General features: G+C 65.2%; 16 protein-coding genes. 12 read left to right on the top strand and 4 right to left on the bottom strand.

Annotated elements, in window-relative coordinates; genetic code table 11:
* Positions 1 to 108: 108 nt before the first annotated feature.
* The 10 genes from AAEZ08_RS19865 to AAEZ08_RS19820 are packed head-to-tail and all read left to right on the top strand — an operon-like array spanning position 109 to position 9,060.
* Positions 109 to 1,401 carry a cobyrinic acid a,c-diamide synthase CobB gene (locus AAEZ08_RS19865; protein ID WP_003283937.1) on the top strand — a complete coding sequence of 431 codons (1,293 nt, stop codon included), beginning with the start codon at positions 109 to 111 and terminating at the stop codon, positions 1,399 to 1,401.
* Complete coding sequence (bluB, locus tag AAEZ08_RS19860) at positions 1,398 to 2,045, top strand: 5,6-dimethylbenzimidazole synthase (protein ID WP_003283938.1); 648 nt, start codon at positions 1,398 to 1,400, stop codon at positions 2,043 to 2,045. The genes AAEZ08_RS19865 and bluB overlap by 4 nt, the downstream gene beginning before the upstream one ends.
* Positions 2,042 to 2,842: a cobalamin-binding protein gene (locus AAEZ08_RS19855; protein WP_003283939.1), complete on the top strand. Its 801-nt coding sequence runs from the start codon at positions 2,042 to 2,044 to the stop codon at positions 2,840 to 2,842. Before bluB ends, AAEZ08_RS19855 begins: the two co-directional genes overlap by 4 nt.
* Entirely contained in the window at positions 2,839 to 3,750 is a 912-nt protein-coding gene (cbiB, locus tag AAEZ08_RS19850; RefSeq protein ID WP_500124986.1) for an adenosylcobinamide-phosphate synthase CbiB, read from the top strand. The genes AAEZ08_RS19855 and cbiB overlap by 4 nt, the downstream gene beginning before the upstream one ends.
* Entirely contained in the window at positions 3,743 to 4,732 is a 990-nt protein-coding gene (cobD, locus tag AAEZ08_RS19845; RefSeq protein ID WP_427702436.1) for a threonine-phosphate decarboxylase CobD, read from the top strand. Before cbiB ends, cobD begins: the two co-directional genes overlap by 8 nt.
* Positions 4,729 to 6,186 (top strand): cobyric acid synthase, encoded by a 1,458-nt coding sequence (locus tag AAEZ08_RS19840; protein WP_427702435.1) that lies wholly within the window; start codon positions 4,729 to 4,731, stop codon positions 6,184 to 6,186. The genes cobD and AAEZ08_RS19840 overlap by 4 nt, the downstream gene beginning before the upstream one ends.
* A gap of 2 nt (positions 6,187 to 6,188) precedes the next feature.
* Positions 6,189 to 6,707, top strand: a complete 519-nt coding sequence (gene cobU / locus AAEZ08_RS19835) for a bifunctional adenosylcobinamide kinase/adenosylcobinamide-phosphate guanylyltransferase (RefSeq protein WP_427702434.1) — start codon at positions 6,189 to 6,191, stop codon at positions 6,705 to 6,707.
* Positions 6,707 to 7,756, top strand: a complete 1,050-nt coding sequence (gene cobT, locus AAEZ08_RS19830; protein WP_427702433.1) for a nicotinate-nucleotide--dimethylbenzimidazole phosphoribosyltransferase — start codon at positions 6,707 to 6,709, stop codon at positions 7,754 to 7,756. The genes cobU and cobT overlap by 1 nt, the downstream gene beginning before the upstream one ends.
* Complete coding sequence (gene cobC, locus AAEZ08_RS19825; protein ID WP_500124985.1) at positions 7,753 to 8,319, top strand: alpha-ribazole phosphatase family protein; 567 nt, start codon at positions 7,753 to 7,755, stop codon at positions 8,317 to 8,319. Before cobT ends, cobC begins: the two co-directional genes overlap by 4 nt.
* Before the next feature lie 9 nt (positions 8,320 to 8,328).
* Entirely contained in the window at positions 8,329 to 9,060 is a 732-nt protein-coding gene (locus AAEZ08_RS19820; RefSeq protein ID WP_058064140.1) for an adenosylcobinamide-GDP ribazoletransferase, read from the top strand.
* On the opposite strand, the gene AAEZ08_RS19815 is transcribed toward AAEZ08_RS19820, so the two are convergent.
* Positions 9,057 to 9,992 carry a LysR family transcriptional regulator gene (locus AAEZ08_RS19815; RefSeq protein ID WP_500124984.1) on the bottom strand — a complete coding sequence of 312 codons (936 nt, stop codon included), beginning with the start codon at positions 9,990 to 9,992 and terminating at the stop codon, positions 9,057 to 9,059. The genes AAEZ08_RS19820 and AAEZ08_RS19815 overlap by 4 nt on opposite strands.
* Positions 9,993 to 10,123: 131 nt before the next feature.
* Between AAEZ08_RS19815 and AAEZ08_RS19810 the strand changes: the two genes are divergently transcribed.
* On the top strand, positions 10,124 to 10,528 hold the full coding sequence (locus tag AAEZ08_RS19810; RefSeq protein ID WP_003283952.1) for a RidA family protein: 405 nt from the start codon (positions 10,124 to 10,126) through the stop codon (positions 10,526 to 10,528).
* 6 nt (positions 10,529 to 10,534) lie between these two features.
* Here AAEZ08_RS19810 and modC read toward each other — a convergent pair whose 3' ends face one another.
* Genes modC through modA form a run of 3 tightly spaced genes read right to left on the bottom strand, consistent with a single transcriptional unit; the run spans position 10,535 to position 13,072 of the window.
* Positions 10,535 to 11,632, bottom strand: a complete 1,098-nt coding sequence (gene modC, locus AAEZ08_RS19805) for a molybdenum ABC transporter ATP-binding protein (RefSeq protein ID WP_058064142.1) — start codon at positions 11,630 to 11,632, stop codon at positions 10,535 to 10,537.
* Positions 11,629 to 12,309: a molybdate ABC transporter permease subunit gene (gene modB, locus AAEZ08_RS19800; protein WP_003283954.1), complete on the bottom strand. Its 681-nt coding sequence runs from the start codon at positions 12,307 to 12,309 to the stop codon at positions 11,629 to 11,631. The genes modC and modB overlap by 4 nt, the downstream gene beginning before the upstream one ends.
* A gap of 4 nt (positions 12,310 to 12,313) precedes the next feature.
* Entirely contained in the window at positions 12,314 to 13,072 is a 759-nt protein-coding gene (modA, locus tag AAEZ08_RS19795; protein WP_221740128.1) for a molybdate ABC transporter substrate-binding protein, read from the bottom strand.
* A 148-nt stretch (positions 13,073 to 13,220) separates the two neighbouring features.
* On the opposite strand from modA, the gene AAEZ08_RS19790 reads away from it, so the two are divergent.
* The gene (locus AAEZ08_RS19790) at positions 13,221 to 13,769 is read left to right on the top strand and encodes a glutathione peroxidase (RefSeq protein ID WP_003283956.1); all 549 of its coding nucleotides are present in this window, start codon (positions 13,221 to 13,223) and stop codon (positions 13,767 to 13,769) included.
* Positions 13,770 to 13,867 lie beyond the last annotated feature (98 nt).

Raw genomic sequence — 13,867 nt, 5'->3', positions numbered from 1 at the left:
ATTCGCGGACCGTTGCGTAGGGGGGATGACGCCTATTTCGTCCACCGTCAGCGTGGTCGGTGGGTTGGTAAAGCGTCATCTATCCTACGCTGCCGACGAGAGGCCGCGATGACCAGTAGACGCTGTCCAGCGCTGCTGATCGCCGCGCCCGCATCCGGACAGGGCAAGACTACGGTCACCGCTGCGCTGGCGCGGCTGCACAGCCGTCAGGGCAAGCGCGTGCGGGTGTTCAAGTGTGGGCCGGACTTTCTCGACCCGATGATCCTGGCCCGCGCCAGCGGCCGGCCGGTCTATCAGCTCGATCTGCGGATGGTCGGGGAGGAGGAATCGTGCCGGTTGTTGTGGGACGCGGCGGGTGAGGCTGATCTGATCCTGATCGAAGGCGTGATGGGGCTATTCGACGGTTCGCCGTCGGCGGCCGATCTGTCCCGGCGCTTCGGCGTGCCGGTAATGGCAGTAATCGACGGCTCCGCCATGGCGCAGACCTTCGGCGCCATGGCGCACGGAATGAGCAGCTTTCAGCCAGACTTGCCGTTCGATGGTGTGCTGGCCAACCGGGTCGGCAGTGTTCGGCATGGCGATATTTTGCGCGATAGTCTTCCGCCTTCGATCCGCTGGTACGGTGCATTGCCGCGCAGCGCCGAGGTGGAGTTGCCAAGCCGGCACCTGGGCTTGGTCCAGGCCGAGGAACTGGCCGATCTGGACAGTCGTCTGGATGCTGCGGCCGATGCCTTGGCGCTGAGTGCAGATACAGATTTGCCCCCATCGGTCAGCTTCGCCGCGCCGCTCAGTACGCCACTCGAGCCGCTGCTCAAGGGCGTGCGCATCGGTGTTGCACGCGATGCCGCCTTTGCCTTTCTCTATCAGGCCAATCTGGACTTGCTGCAGGCGCTGGGTGCCGAGCTGCTGTTCTTCTCGCCGCTGCGTTTCACCCGGCTGCCGGCCGTGGATAGCTTGTATCTGCCAGGGGGCTACCCGGAGCTGCACCTGCGCGGCTTGTCGCGTAACCGAGCCATGGCCGACGCCATACGCGCCCACCACGAAGCCGGTAAACCAATTCTCGCCGAGTGTGGCGGCATGCTCTATCTATTTGATGGTTTGACCGATCTGGGCGGGGAACGTACACAAATGCTCGGTCTGCTGCCTGGCGAGGCGCGCATGCAGAAGCGCCTGACCGCTTTGGCGCTGCAGGAAGTAGCACTGCCTGAAGGGCGTCTGCGCGGCCATACGTTCCATCATTCGGAGCTGGAGTCGCCGCTCGAACCACTGGCCCGTGGCGAGTGCCCGAACTACAAGCGCACTGCCGAAGCGGTCTATCGCAAGGGGCGGCTGACGGCGTCCTACATTCACTTCTACTTGCCGTCTGATCCAGCAGCGGCTGCAGCGCTGTTGCGGCCATGAACGAACATGCTTTCAGCGCGCAAGAACGCGCCGCGGTCTATCGCGCCATCGGCGAGCGCCGCGACATGCGCCATTTCATTGGTGGCGAGGTGGCGCCGGAGCTGCTGTCGCGGCTGCTGCAGGCCGCGCATCAGGCACCCAGCGTTGGCTTGATGCAGCCGTGGCGCTTTATCCGCATTACACGCCCCGAGTTGCGCACGGCCATTGCCGATCTGGTCGGAGAGGAGCGCCAGCGCACGGCCGAGGCACTCGGCGAGCGTTCCGCCGAGTTCATGCGGCTCAAGGTCGAGGGCATCGAGGATTGTGCTGAGTTGTTGGTCGCCGCGCTGATGGAAGACCGTGAGCAGCACATCTTTGGCCGCCGCACGCTACCCGAAATGGACCTGGCGTCACTGGCTTGCGCGATCCAGAATCTCTGGCTCGCTGCGCGGGCGGAGGGCTTGGGTATGGGCTGGGTTTCACTGTTCGATCCAGCCGCGCTAGGGACGCTGCTTCGCATGCCAGTTGGCGCGAAGCCCGTGGCGATTCTCTGCCTAGGGCCGGTCAAAGCCTTCTATCCGGCACCGATGCTGGCGCTTGAGGGCTGGACGCAGCCGCGGCCGCTGCACGAACTGGTTTTTGAAAACGGATGGGAGTCGGCATGAGTAAAGGGCCGCAGCGCATCGTCTGTTTATCCACGGAAACCTGCGAGACGCTGTACCTGCTGGGTGAGCAGGCGCGCATTGTCGGCATCTCCGGCTTCACCGTGCGCCCACCGCAGGCACGCAAGGAGAAGCCCAAGGTCAGCGGTTTCACCAGCGTCAAGCACGAACAGATCCTTGCTCTCGAGCCAGACCTCGTGCTCGGATACAGCGACCTGCAGGGCGATATGCTCGCCGAATTGGCGCGCGAAGGGCTGGAGGTGCATTTGTTCAACCAACGCGATGTTGCCGGCATTCTGCGCATGATCGAGACCCTCGGTGCGCTGGTGCACGCCGGCGAGCGTGCCCGGGCGCTGATCGATGAGTTGCAGGCGGGGCTGGACGCTATTCGCGACAGCGCGGCGACTTTGCCGCGCCGGCCGCGGGTGTATTTCGAGGAGTGGAACGAGCCGCTGATATCCGGCATCGGCTGGGTCGGCGAGCTGATCGAACTGGCCGGTGGCGAGGACTGCTTCGCCGAGCTGGCGCAATTCAAGCGCGCCAAGGACAGGATCATCGAAGATCCGCAGGAAGTGGTGCGCCGCGCGCCGGAGCTGATCATCGGGTCCTGGTGCGGGCGGCGCTTCCGCGCGGAACAGGTCGCGGCCCGAGCTGGCTGGCAGGCAATTCCGGCCGTGCGCGATGGTCAGCTGCATGAGATCAAGTCGCCGGAGATCCTCAACCCCGGTCCGGCGGTACTCACCGACGGTGTACGTCAGTTACATGCACTGATTCGCGCCTGCGCGCAGAGGTCTGAGTGAGTCTATTCCTCACCGTTGCCGCGGCCCTGCTGCTGGATGCGTTGCTCGGCGAGCCGAAACGGGCGCATCCACTGGTAGCCTTTGGCCGCCTGGCCGATCGTCTGGAGCAGCATTTCAATGGTGCGGCGGCGCGCGGTTGGCGCAGCCATGGGGTAACCGCCTGGTGCCTGGCGGTGCTGCCGCTGACGCTGCTGGCCTGGCTGCTCAGCCTGTTACCCAGCGTCGGCTGGCTGGTTGAGATTGTGCTGCTCTACCTGGCACTTGGGCTGCGCAGCCTTGGCGAACATGTGTTGCCGGTGGCCCACGCCTTGTGGCGAAACGACCTGCCCGAGGCGCGACGCCGCGTTGGCTGGATCGTCAGCCGTGACACCACGCAGCTGGACGAGGAGGGCGTGGCCCGTGCGGCTACCGAGTCGGTGCTGGAAAACGGCAGTGATGCCGTGTTCGCGGCACTGTTCTGGTTCATCATCGCGGGCGCGCCCGGTGTGGTGCTGTATCGCCTGAGCAATACGCTGGACGCTATGTGGGGCTATCGCAACGCGCGCTTCGAGCGCTTCGGCTGGGCCGCGGCGCGCATCGACGATGTGCTCAACTATGTGCCGGCCCGGCTGGTCGCCCTGACCTATGCGCTGCTCGGCAGAACTCGCCGCGCATTGCGTTGCTGGCGCACCCAGGCCCCGCTCTGGGACAGCCCCAATGCGGGGCCAGTAATGGCTTCTGGAGCTGGGGCGCTGGGTGTGGTGTTGGGCGGCTCCGCTATTTATCACGGTGAAGTTCATGCGCGTCCCGAGCTGGGTCGTGGCAAGCCAGCGCAAGCGCGTCATATCGAGCATGCCCTCGACCTGGTCTGGGGCGGTGTCGGCGTCTGGCTGCTGGCTTTGCTGTTCGGGGGCTGGCTTTATGCTTGAGCACGGCGGACGTCTACGAGCAGCCGCACAGCGTTATGCCATCCCGCTATCGGATTGGCTCGATCTATCCACCGGCCTAGCACCGTACCATCCGCCGTTGCCGAGCATTTCCAGTAGCGCCTGGGCGCGCCTGCCTGAAACCGATGATGGTCTGGAAACTGCGGCCCGGGACTATTACGGCGCGCGTGCGGTATTGCCCGTGGCCGGTTCGCAGAGCGCCATCCAGGCGTTGCCACGGCTGCGCGGTTCGGCGCGGGTCGGCATCATCTCTCCCTGTTATGCCGAGCACGCCGAGGCCTGGCGTCGCGCCGGTCATCGCGTTGTCGAACTCTGCGAGGCCAGCGTGCCGCGTGCCCTGGACCACCTCGATGTGCTGGTGGTGGTCAACCCGAACAATCCCACCGGTCAACTGATCGCGCCCCAGCGCTTGTTGGAGTGGCGCAGCGAGCTGGCGGCCTTTGGTGGCTGGCTGGTCGTGGACGAGGCGTTCATGGACTGCATGCCGCAGCATAGCCTGGCTGAACACAGCCACCTGCCGGGGCTTGTCGTACTGCGTTCGTTCGGCAAGTTCTTCGGCCTGGCGGGCGCGCGGCTGGGCTTCGTTCTGGCTCATGCCGGCCTGCTGCGAGCGCTTGCCGAGCTGCTTGGACCCTGGACGGTCAACGGGCCGACGCGGCAGCTGGGGAGCACCTTATTGGCCGATGTAGAGGCCCAGCAGCGGCAGCGCGAATGCCTGCATTGCGATGGCCAACGCCTGGCTGACTTATTGCGGCGCCATGATCTGACGCCGTTGGGCGGCTGCACGCTGTTTCAATGGTGGGTCAGCGACGACGCTGCGCTGCTGCACGATTTTCTCGCCCGTCGCGGCATTCTTACGCGGCTTTTCGCTCAGCCTTCCAGCGTGCGCTTCGGCCTGCCGACCGATGTCGGCTGGGCGCGGCTGGAGCAGGCGCTGCAATCCTTCCGGGAGCAACACCCATGACCACGCTGATGGTGCAGGGCACTACCTCCGACGCCGGCAAGAGCACGCTGGTGACTGCGCTGTGCCGCTGGCTGGCTCGCCAGGGTGTCGCGGTGGTGCCGTTCAAGCCGCAGAACATGGCGCTCAACAGCGCAGTGACCGCCGACGGCGGCGAAATCGGCAGGGCTCAGGCAGTACAGGCGCAGGCGGCGAACCTTGCGCCGCACACCGACATGAACCCGGTGCTCCTGAAGCCCAACAGCGACATCGGTGCCCAGGTGATCATCCACGGCCGCGCGGTAATCAGCATGGATGCCGTTGCCTACCACGACTACAAGCGCGTGGCGATGCAGGCGGTACTTGAGTCCCACCGCCGGCTGTCCGCGGCTTATCGCGTGGTGATGGTCGAGGGCGCAGGCTCGCCTGCGGAGATCAATCTGCGCGCCGGCGATATCGCCAACATGGGTTTCGCCGAGGCGGTGGACTGTCCGGTGATCCTGATCGCCGATATCGACAAGGGTGGCGTGTTCGCCCATCTGGTCGGCACCCTGGCGTTGCTCTCGGAAAGCGAGCAGGCGCGGGTTCAGGGATTCGTCATCAACCGCTTCCGCGGCGATATCGCGCTGTTGCAGCCCGGCCTCGACTGGCTGGAGCAGCGCACCGGTAAGCCGGTGCTGGGCGTGCTGCCGTATCTGATGGATTTCCATCTGGAAGCGGAGGACGCCATCGACGTGCGCCAGTCCGGCAAGGCCGGCGAGACGCTGAAGGTGGTGGTGCCCGTGCTGCCGCGCATCAGCAATCACACCGATTTCGATCCGTTGCGCCTCCACCCGCAGGTGGATCTGCAATTTGTCGGTCCTGGGCAAGCAATCCCGGCTGCCGATCTGATCATCCTGCCCGGCTCGAAAAGCGTGCGCGCCGACCTTGCGTGGTTGCGTGCCAACGGCTGGGAAGGGGCGATCCGGAAGCACCTGCGCTACGGCGGCAAATTGCTGGGCATCTGCGGCGGCCTGCAGATGCTCGGCACGCGCATTGCCGATCCACTCGGGCTGGAAGGTCCGGCGGGGGAGAGCGAGGCGCTTGGGCTGCTGGATTTCGACACGGTTCTTGAGACCGACAAGCAGCTGCTTAACGTGCAGGGCCGGTTGCTGCCGGAAGGCGTGCCAGTCAGTGGCTACGAGATCCATGCCGGCGTCAGCAACGGCCCGGCCCTCGAGCAGCCAGCCGTGCGGCTCGACGACGGACGCTGCGATGGTGCCGTCAGCACCGATGGCCAGATTCTCGGCACCTATCTGCACGGCTTGTTCGAAGGGCCCGAGGCCTGTGCCGCTCTGCTGCGCTGGGCTGGGCTCGAGGCGGTGCACACCGTCGATTACCACGGGTTGCGCGAGCGTGACATCGGGCGCCTCGCCGACCTGGTCGAGACGCATCTGGATACCGCGCGCCTGCGCCGACTCTGCGGGCTGGGAGGCTGAGCATGCTTGAACTGATCCTTGGCGGCGCACGCTCGGGCAAGAGCCGCTTTGCCGAGTGCCTGGCTGCCGAAAGCGGCCTGGCGGTTACGTATATCGCCACCAGCCAGGCGCTGGATGGCGAGATGACCGAACGCATCGCCCATCACCGTGAGCGGCGCCCGGCGCACTGGACACTGGTCGAAGAACCCCTGCAATTGGCGCGGGTACTGCGCGAGCAGGCTGCCGCAGAGCGCTGCCTGCTGGTCGACTGCCTGACCCTCTGGCTGACCAACTTGCTGATGTTGGACGACCCGGCGCGCCTCACCGAGGAGCGTGATGCCCTGCTCGAATGCCTGAATGGGTTGCCAGGGCGAATCCTGCTGGTCAGCAACGAGACGGGTTTCGGGGTGGTGCCGCTGGGCGAGCTGACCCGCCGCTATGTGGACGAGGCCGGCTGGCTGCACCAGGCCGTTGCGCAACGGGCGCAGCGGGTGACCTTCATGGTCGCCGGGCTGCCGATGACATTGAAAGGAGCGCAGTAATGCACGATTGGTGGAACGAGACTTGCCGAGCGTTGGACGAAAACGTTCGCGGCCAGGCATTGGCGCGCCAAGATCAGCTGACCAAGCCGCGCGGCGCGCTTGGTCAGCTCGAAAGTCTGGCGGTGCTGCTGGCGGCCATGCAGGGCAGTGAGCGCCCACAAGTCGAGCGTGTGCATGTCAGTGTGTTCGCCGGCGACCACGGGGTGGTGGAAGAGGGGGTTTCGGCGTATCCGCAATCAGTGACTGGGCAGATGCTGCGCAACTTCGTCGGTGGTGGCGCTGCGCTTAGCGTGTTGTCGCGACGCCTGGGTGCGCCATTGGAGGTAATCGATCTGGGCACCGTGGAACCGCTGCAGTTGGAGGGCGTAAATCACCTGCACCTTGGCCCTGGCACGGCGAACTTCATTCGCGAAGCGGCAATGAGCGGCGAACAATTGCGTATGGCCCTTGCAGCCGGCCGCGACAGTGCGCAGCGTGCTGCGGAAGGTTCTGCCCAGCTGTTCATCGGTGGCGAAATGGGCATCGGCAATACCACCAGCGCCAGCGCGTTGGCCGCCGTACTGCTGCCGCGCTCGCCGTTGACGCTGGTCGGGCCGGGCACCGGCCTCGATCTGACCGGCGTTCGCCACAAGATTCAGGTGATCCAGAGCGCAGTCCGGTTGCATGCTGCGCACTGTGGCGAGCCGCTGGAAGCCTTGCGCCGTCTAGGCGGGTTCGAAATTGCGGCCTTGGCAGGTGCTTATCTGTGCTGCGCGCAGCTGGGTGTTCCGGTGCTGGTCGACGGCTTTATTTGCAGCGCTGCCGCACTCTGTGCGGTGCGGCTGAATCCGGCCTGTCGGCCGTGGCTGATTTTCGCCCATCGTTCTGCCGAGCCTGGTCATCTGGCCGTCCTGGAAGCGCTCGGTGCCGTGCCGTTGCTCGATCTCGGCTTGCGCCTGGGTGAAGGCAGCGGGGCGGCGTTGGCGGTGCCGTTGTTGCAGCAGGCCTGCGCGCTGCACAACGACATGGCGACGTTCGCTGAAGCCGCAGTGTCGGACCGATCTGCATGATCACGCGCATCGATCTGCTGCGCCATGGCGAGACCGAGCAGGGCGGTGGCTTTCGCGGCAGTCTCGACGACGCCCTGACCGCTCACGGCTGGCAGCAGATGCGCGATGCGGTGGCACTTGCCGGCCCTTGGGACGTGCTGGTCAGCTCGCCGCTGCAGCGCTGTGCCGCCTTCGCGCGGGTGCTGGCCGTACAGCAGGGGTTGCCGCTGCAGCTGGAGCCGGACCTGCGCGAGTTGCATTTTGGCGACTGGGAAGGCCGTAGCGCCGCCGATCTGATGCAGGACAATGCCGAGGCGCTCGGCCTGTTCTGGGCCGATCCCTACGGTTTTACGCCACCCGGTGGCGAACCGCTGGTGCAGTTCGAAGCGCGCGTGCTGGCTGCCATCGACTGTCTTAGGCAGCGCTTTGCCGGTCAGCGACTGTTGGTCATCTGTCATGCCGGCGTGATGCGCCTGCTGCTGGCGCGCGCGCGGGGCTTGCCAAGGGAGCGGCTGCTGGATGTGGTGGTGGCCCACGGCGAGTTGCTGCCGCTCGACGCTTGTGCGGCGGGCGTCGAGGAATAGGACCTGCCGATGCTGCCGCTATTGATCGCCCTGCAATTTCTCACTAGCCTGCCGATCCGCTTGCCGGCAATGCCGGAGCCCGAGCAGCAGGGGCGCTCATTGCTGTATTACCCCGTGGTCGGTCTGTTGCTCGGCGCGTTGCTCTGTCTGGCCGCATTTGTACTGGATGGGACGCCGCCGCTGTTACAGGCGGCCTTGCTCCTCACCCTCTGGGTTGCGCTGACCGGCGCCTTGCACCTCGATGGGCTGGCCGACAGCGCTGATGCCTGGCTGGGTGGCTTCGGCGACCGCGAGCGCACGCTGCAAATCATGAAGGACCCGCGCAGCGGCCCAGTCGCCGTGGTGGTTCTGGTGCTTTTGCTGTTGCTTAAATTCAGCGCGCTGTTGGCGTTGCTCCAGGCGCAACAGTACTCCGCACTGTTGCTGGCGCCGGTGCTGGGGCGGGCCGCGCTGCCAGCGCTGTTTCTCTTGACGCCGTATGTGCGGCCCAACGGCCTTGGTCATGCGCTGGCAGCGAATCTGCCACACGGCGGGGCGCGTGGCGTACTCGCGCTGGTCGCGGTGGGTTGTTTGCTGTTCGGCAGCAGCGGGCTGATCGCCCTGTCGTTGGCTGCCGTGACCTTCCTGCTGGCGCGTCGCGCCATGCTGCGCCGGCTTGGCGGCACCACTGGCGATACCGCCGGCGCGCTGCTGGAGCTGGTGGAGTGCATGGTATTGATAGGGCTGGCGCTGCAGCTCTAGCGGTCGGCCACCGGCCGACGGTCGAGCACGGGCGCATGCTGCGCCATCAGTTCGATGACCCAATTGATGAACACGCGCAGCTTGGCGCTGACGTGTCGATTCGGTGGGAATGCCAGATACAGCGGCATTTCGTCGAGCCGCCAGTCTTCCAGCAGTGGCAACAGCTCGCCGTTGGCCAGGTGCGTTCTGGCCATGTACTCCGGCAGCCAGATGATGCCCAGCCCGGCCAGCCCCGCGGCCAGGCAGGCGTTGCCATCGTCTACGGCAAGCGCGTAGCGGCCGTGCACCTGAACCTGCTCGCCCTGTCGCTGCATGACGTACGCCGTCGGTTTGCCGGTGCGCGCCCAGAGAAAGCCGACGACACGGTGGTGGCTGTTTTCCAGCTCGCTCGGGTGTGTCGGCACGCCGGCGCGTTCGAGGTAGCCGGGTGCCGCATAGACGCCCAGGCGCAGGTCGCCGACGTGGCGGGCTATCAGTGACTGGTCGGTGATCTCCCCACCACGCACGACGCAGTCCACGTTCTCCCCGATCAGGTCCACCCGCCGGTCGCTGACACCCATGTCCAGCTGGATGTCCGGATACTTCGCATAAAAGGCCGGCAATGCCGGAATCAGGATCATCCGCGCCAGTGGGCTGGGGACATCCACGCGCAAGCGTCCTCGCGGTACTGCAGCGGCGGCGGACAGACTGGTTTCGGCGTCGTCCAGATCCGCCAGCAGCTGCAGGGCACGCTCGTAATAGGCGGCACCGTCGGCGGTCACATTGACCTTGCGCGTGGTGCGGTTGAGCAGCCTGACGCGAAGCCGCGCCTCGAGTTGCTGGACCTGCTGGGTGACGCTGGTCTTGCTGATGCGCAGGGTCTCGGCGGCCTTGGTGAAGCTGCCGGTGTCCACCACGCGAACGAAGGCCTGCATCGCATCGAAACGGTCCATCTGAACTCCCGCGGATTGTTTGGATTATGCAAATAGTGTTGAGCGACCTGGCGCGTTTATCCAGCGCCTTGCGACTTCTACAGTGAGGCCTTCATTCAACGGGTCGCTCCGACCCTTGCTGGAGGTTGCACATGACACCGCGTGACGTTGTTTTTCCGCCTGGCCGCCAGGCGCTCTACGAGCGCAATCGTTATTCCCCGGCCATCCGTGCCAATGGCTTGCTGTTCGTCTCCGGCCAGGTCGGCAGCCGCGAGGACGGCTCACCCGAACCGGAGCTGGAGGCGCAGGTCCGGCGCGCCTTCGATAACCTGAACGCGATTCTCGGGGCTGCTGGCTGCACCTTTGACGACGTCATCGACGTCACTGTGTTCATGGTCGATCCACAATCGATCTTTGAGCGGGTCTGGAGCGTTGTTCCTGAATACTGGGGCGCTGCGCCGCATCCGACGCTGACCGCGGTCGGGGTTACCTGGCTTTACGGCTTCCAGTTCGAGATCAAGGTCATCGCCAAGCTGCCGGAACCGGCCGAGGCTTGACCCGCCTCAGCCCAGCAGCGCCACCGTCTTAATCTGCGCCCACAGCGCCTGACCGGGCGTGATGGCCAGCTGGTCCGCCGAACGCCGGGTGATCCGCGCCAGCAGCGGTGTGCCGCCGGCATCGAGGCGGACCAGCACGTGCGCCGGTGTATCGGCCGCGACCATGGCCTCGACCCGCGCCGGCAGGAGATTGGTGATGCTGCTGCCTTCGGCGCGCTGCAGCGCCAGGCTCACGTCGCGGGCATGCACACGAAAGCGCAGACGCTGGCCCAGGGCTTCCGGGCGCTGCGAGACCAGCACTTCGCCGCCGGGAAAGGTCAGCCGGGTAAGGTGGTAGTGGGGGTCGTGGCCGGCGATCTCGCCCTCCACCACGACGCCGGCGTCATCGCTGAAGGCGGTTGGCAGGTCAAGCCGCGCCAGGGTCTCGCGCAGTTCGCCCTGAGCGATGGCCCGGCCCTGTTCCAGCAGCACCACGTGATCGGCCAACCGCGCCACTTCGTCCGGCGAGTGGCTGACGTAGAGCACGGGGATATCCAGCTCGTCGTGCAGGCGTTCCAGATAAGGCAGGATCTCGCTCTTGCGCTTGAGGTCGAGCGCGGCCAGCGGTTCGTCCATCAGCAGCAGGCGCGGGCTGGTCAGCAGCGCGCGGGCGATACCGACACGCTGGCGCTCGCCGCCGGAAAGCCGATCCGGCATCCGCTCGAGCAGGTGATCGATGCCCAGCAGTTCCACCGCATGATCCAAGACAACACGGCGCTCCGCTGCCGCTACGCGACGCATGCCGAATTCCAGATTGCGCCTCACCGACAGATGGGCGAACAGGTTTGCCTCCTGAAACACATAACCGATTGAGCGGCGATGCGGTGGCACGAACAGGTTCTGCGCGTTGTTCTGCCAATGCTCGCCATTGACGGTCAGCTCGCCCCGACCTGAGCGCTCCAGGCCCGCCACGCAGCGCAGCAGGGTGGTCTTGCCCGAGCCGGAGTGACCGAACAGCGCGGTCACTCCACGGCCGGGCAATTGCAGATCGACGTCCAGGCTGAAGTCGGCATAGTCGAGGTGAAAACGTGCCTGGATTCCGCTGTTGCTTGCAGCGTCGCTCATCCGCGCCACCCTTGCTTCAACCGGCTGCCATAAAGCACCAGCAGCACCAGAAATGAGAACAGCAGCATGCCGCCAGCCAGCCAGTGCGCCTGGGCATACTCCATGGCTTCGACATGATCGTAGATCTGCACCGACACCACGCGCGTCTGGCCCGGAATGTTACCGCCGATCATCAGCACCACGCCGAACTCGCCGACGGTATGGGCGAAACCGAGGATGCTGGCGGTGATGAAACCGGGACGGGCGAGTGGCAGAACCACACTGAAGAAAGTGTCCCAGGGGCCGGCGCGCAGCGTAGCGGCGGCTTCCAGTGGGCGCTCGCCAATGGCTTCGAAGGCGTTCTGCAGGGGTTGCACCACGAACGGCAGCGAGTAAAACACCGAACCGACCACCAACCCGGCAAAGGTAAAGGGCAGGGTGCCCAGGCCAAGACTCTGGGTGAACTGGCCGATGAAGCCATTGGGCCCCATGGCCACCAGCAGGTAGAAGCCGAGCACAGTCGGCGGCAGTACCAGCGGCAACGCGACCACGGCCCCTATCGGACCCTTCATGCGCGAAGGGGTGCGTGCCAGCCACCAGGCGATGGGCGTGCCGATCAGCAGCAGGATCAGCGTGGTCACGCTGGCCAGTTTGAAGGTCAGCCAGATTGCTGCCAGGTCGACGCTGTCCAGCGGCATGCGGCTACTCCAGCCCGTAGCCGTAGGACTGGATCAGCTCGCGGATCTGCGGCTGGGCCAAGTAATCCATCAAAGCCTTGGCAGCCGGATTGTCCTTGCCCTTGGCCAGCAGCACGGCGTCCTGACGAATCGGCGCGTGATAGTCGGTGGGCACGATCCAGCCCGAGCCGGTGGTGATCTCGCCATCCTTCGCCACCTGAGACAGCGCAACGAACCCCAGTTGTGCGTTGCCGCTGGCGACGAACTGGTAGGTCTGGGCGATGTTTTCACCCTGCACCAATCGACCGCGGAGCGTTTCGGCAAGGCCGAGCTGCTCCAGTGTGGCCACGGCGGCAGCGCCATAGGGCGCGGTCTTCGGATTGGCCACGGCGAGGTGACGGAAATCGCCGGCCTTCAGTTGAGCAGGGCCATCCTCGACCCACCCGGATACCGGCGACCACAGCACTAGCCGCCCTACGGCATAGGTGAAGCGGCTGCCGCGTACGGCCGCGCCTTCCTGCTCAAGCCGTTGCGGCGTGGTGTCATCCGCTGAAAGCAGTACCTCGAATGGCGCGCCATTGCGAATCTGAGCGTAGAACTTCCCGCTGGCGCCGAAGGCAAGGCGTGCCTGATGGCCTGTGTCACGCTCGAAGCGTGCTGCAATCTCCTGCATCGGAGCGGTGAAATTGGAGGCGACGGCCACCTGTACCTGCGCCGCCAAGGCACTGCCGAAGGGCAGCAGGAGGAGTATCAGTGCGTAGCGGAGTGCTCGAGATGGATGCATGCGGCCTCGTTCAATGCTGAGCGGCTGGGGCGCATCATATTGCAGTTTGGCCGAGCTGTGATTGACCGGACGCGCTTCGGCCTGCACGGGCATTGTCCTGGCCACCGCTGCGGAGTAGCGTTGTGAGCCCGCGACCGGAGAACTGGCCATGAATATCACTCGTCCACTGGCGGCATTGATGCTGGCCTTTGCCGGCGCCTCGGCAGTTGCCGCCGAATGCCCGGCCCTGCTGCAGCACGAGCTGCCCAAGCTGCGTTCCAAGGAAACCGTCGATCTGTGCAGCCAGTTCCAGGGCAAGGCCCTGGTTGTAGTCAATACCGCCAGCCATTGCGGATTCACTGGGCAATTCAAGGGGCTCGAAGCGCTCTATCAACGCTACAAGGACGACGGCTTGGAGGTGCTTGGCGTTCCTTCGGACGACTTCTTCCAAGAGGCCGACGACGAGGCCGAGACGGCAGAAGTGTGTTACGTGAACTACGGCGTGACCTTCACCATGACCCAGACTCAGCCCGTGCGCGGGCGAAACGCTACACCGCTGTTCCGCGAGCTTGCCGAACAAGCGGGCAAGGCGCCGCGCTGGAATTTCTACAAGTATGTGGTCGATCGGGAAGGGCGCGTCGTCGAGCATTTTTCCAGCAAGGTGACGCCGGATGATCCGCGCCTGATCGCTGCAGTTGAGAAAGCGTTGGCGCGCTAGAACGAAAAAGCCCCGGCGAACCAGAGCGTGTGAAAACGCACTGAAGATAGGCAAATCCAACGCCCCGACTGGTTCGGGGCGTTGGTGTTTTTGATGTT

Source organism: Pseudomonas sp. E45-MNA-CIBAN-0222 (assembly GCF_040310405.1).
In the GTDB taxonomy this organism is placed as follows: Bacteria; Pseudomonadota; Gammaproteobacteria; order Pseudomonadales; family Pseudomonadaceae; genus Stutzerimonas; species Stutzerimonas stutzeri_AC.
The sequence above is the reverse complement of the archived record's forward strand: the minus strand, read 5'-3'. Positions and strand labels throughout refer to the sequence as shown.

Excerpts from the sequence above, each read along its gene's own strand:
- AAEZ08_RS19865 (WP_003283937.1), top strand. The coding sequence starts at position 109 with ATGACCAGTAGACGCTGTCCAGCGCTGCTGATCGCCGCGCCCGCATCC.
- bluB (WP_003283938.1), top strand. The coding sequence starts at position 1,398 with ATGAACGAACATGCTTTCAGCGCGCAAGAACGCGCCGCGGTCTATCGC.
- AAEZ08_RS19855 (WP_003283939.1), top strand. The coding sequence starts at position 2,042 with ATGAGTAAAGGGCCGCAGCGCATCGTCTGTTTATCCACGGAAACCTGC.
- cobD (WP_427702436.1), top strand. The coding sequence starts at position 3,743 with ATGCTTGAGCACGGCGGACGTCTACGAGCAGCCGCACAGCGTTATGCC.
- AAEZ08_RS19840 (WP_427702435.1), top strand. The coding sequence starts at position 4,729 with ATGACCACGCTGATGGTGCAGGGCACTACCTCCGACGCCGGCAAGAGC.
- cobU (WP_427702434.1), top strand. The coding sequence starts at position 6,189 with ATGCTTGAACTGATCCTTGGCGGCGCACGCTCGGGCAAGAGCCGCTTT.
- cobT (WP_427702433.1), top strand. The coding sequence starts at position 6,707 with ATGCACGATTGGTGGAACGAGACTTGCCGAGCGTTGGACGAAAACGTT.
- cobC (WP_500124985.1), top strand. The coding sequence starts at position 7,753 with ATGATCACGCGCATCGATCTGCTGCGCCATGGCGAGACCGAGCAGGGC.
- AAEZ08_RS19820 (WP_058064140.1), top strand. The coding sequence starts at position 8,329 with ATGCTGCCGCTATTGATCGCCCTGCAATTTCTCACTAGCCTGCCGATC.
- AAEZ08_RS19815 (WP_500124984.1), bottom strand. The coding sequence starts at position 9,992 with ATGGACCGTTTCGATGCGATGCAGGCCTTCGTTCGCGTGGTGGACACC.
- AAEZ08_RS19810 (WP_003283952.1), top strand. The coding sequence starts at position 10,124 with ATGACACCGCGTGACGTTGTTTTTCCGCCTGGCCGCCAGGCGCTCTAC.
- modC (WP_058064142.1), bottom strand. The coding sequence starts at position 11,632 with ATGAGCGACGCTGCAAGCAACAGCGGAATCCAGGCACGTTTTCACCTC.
- modB (WP_003283954.1), bottom strand. The coding sequence starts at position 12,309 with ATGCCGCTGGACAGCGTCGACCTGGCAGCAATCTGGCTGACCTTCAAA.
- modA (WP_221740128.1), bottom strand. The coding sequence starts at position 13,072 with ATGCATCCATCTCGAGCACTCCGCTACGCACTGATACTCCTCCTGCTG.
- AAEZ08_RS19790 (WP_003283956.1), top strand. The coding sequence starts at position 13,221 with ATGAATATCACTCGTCCACTGGCGGCATTGATGCTGGCCTTTGCCGGC.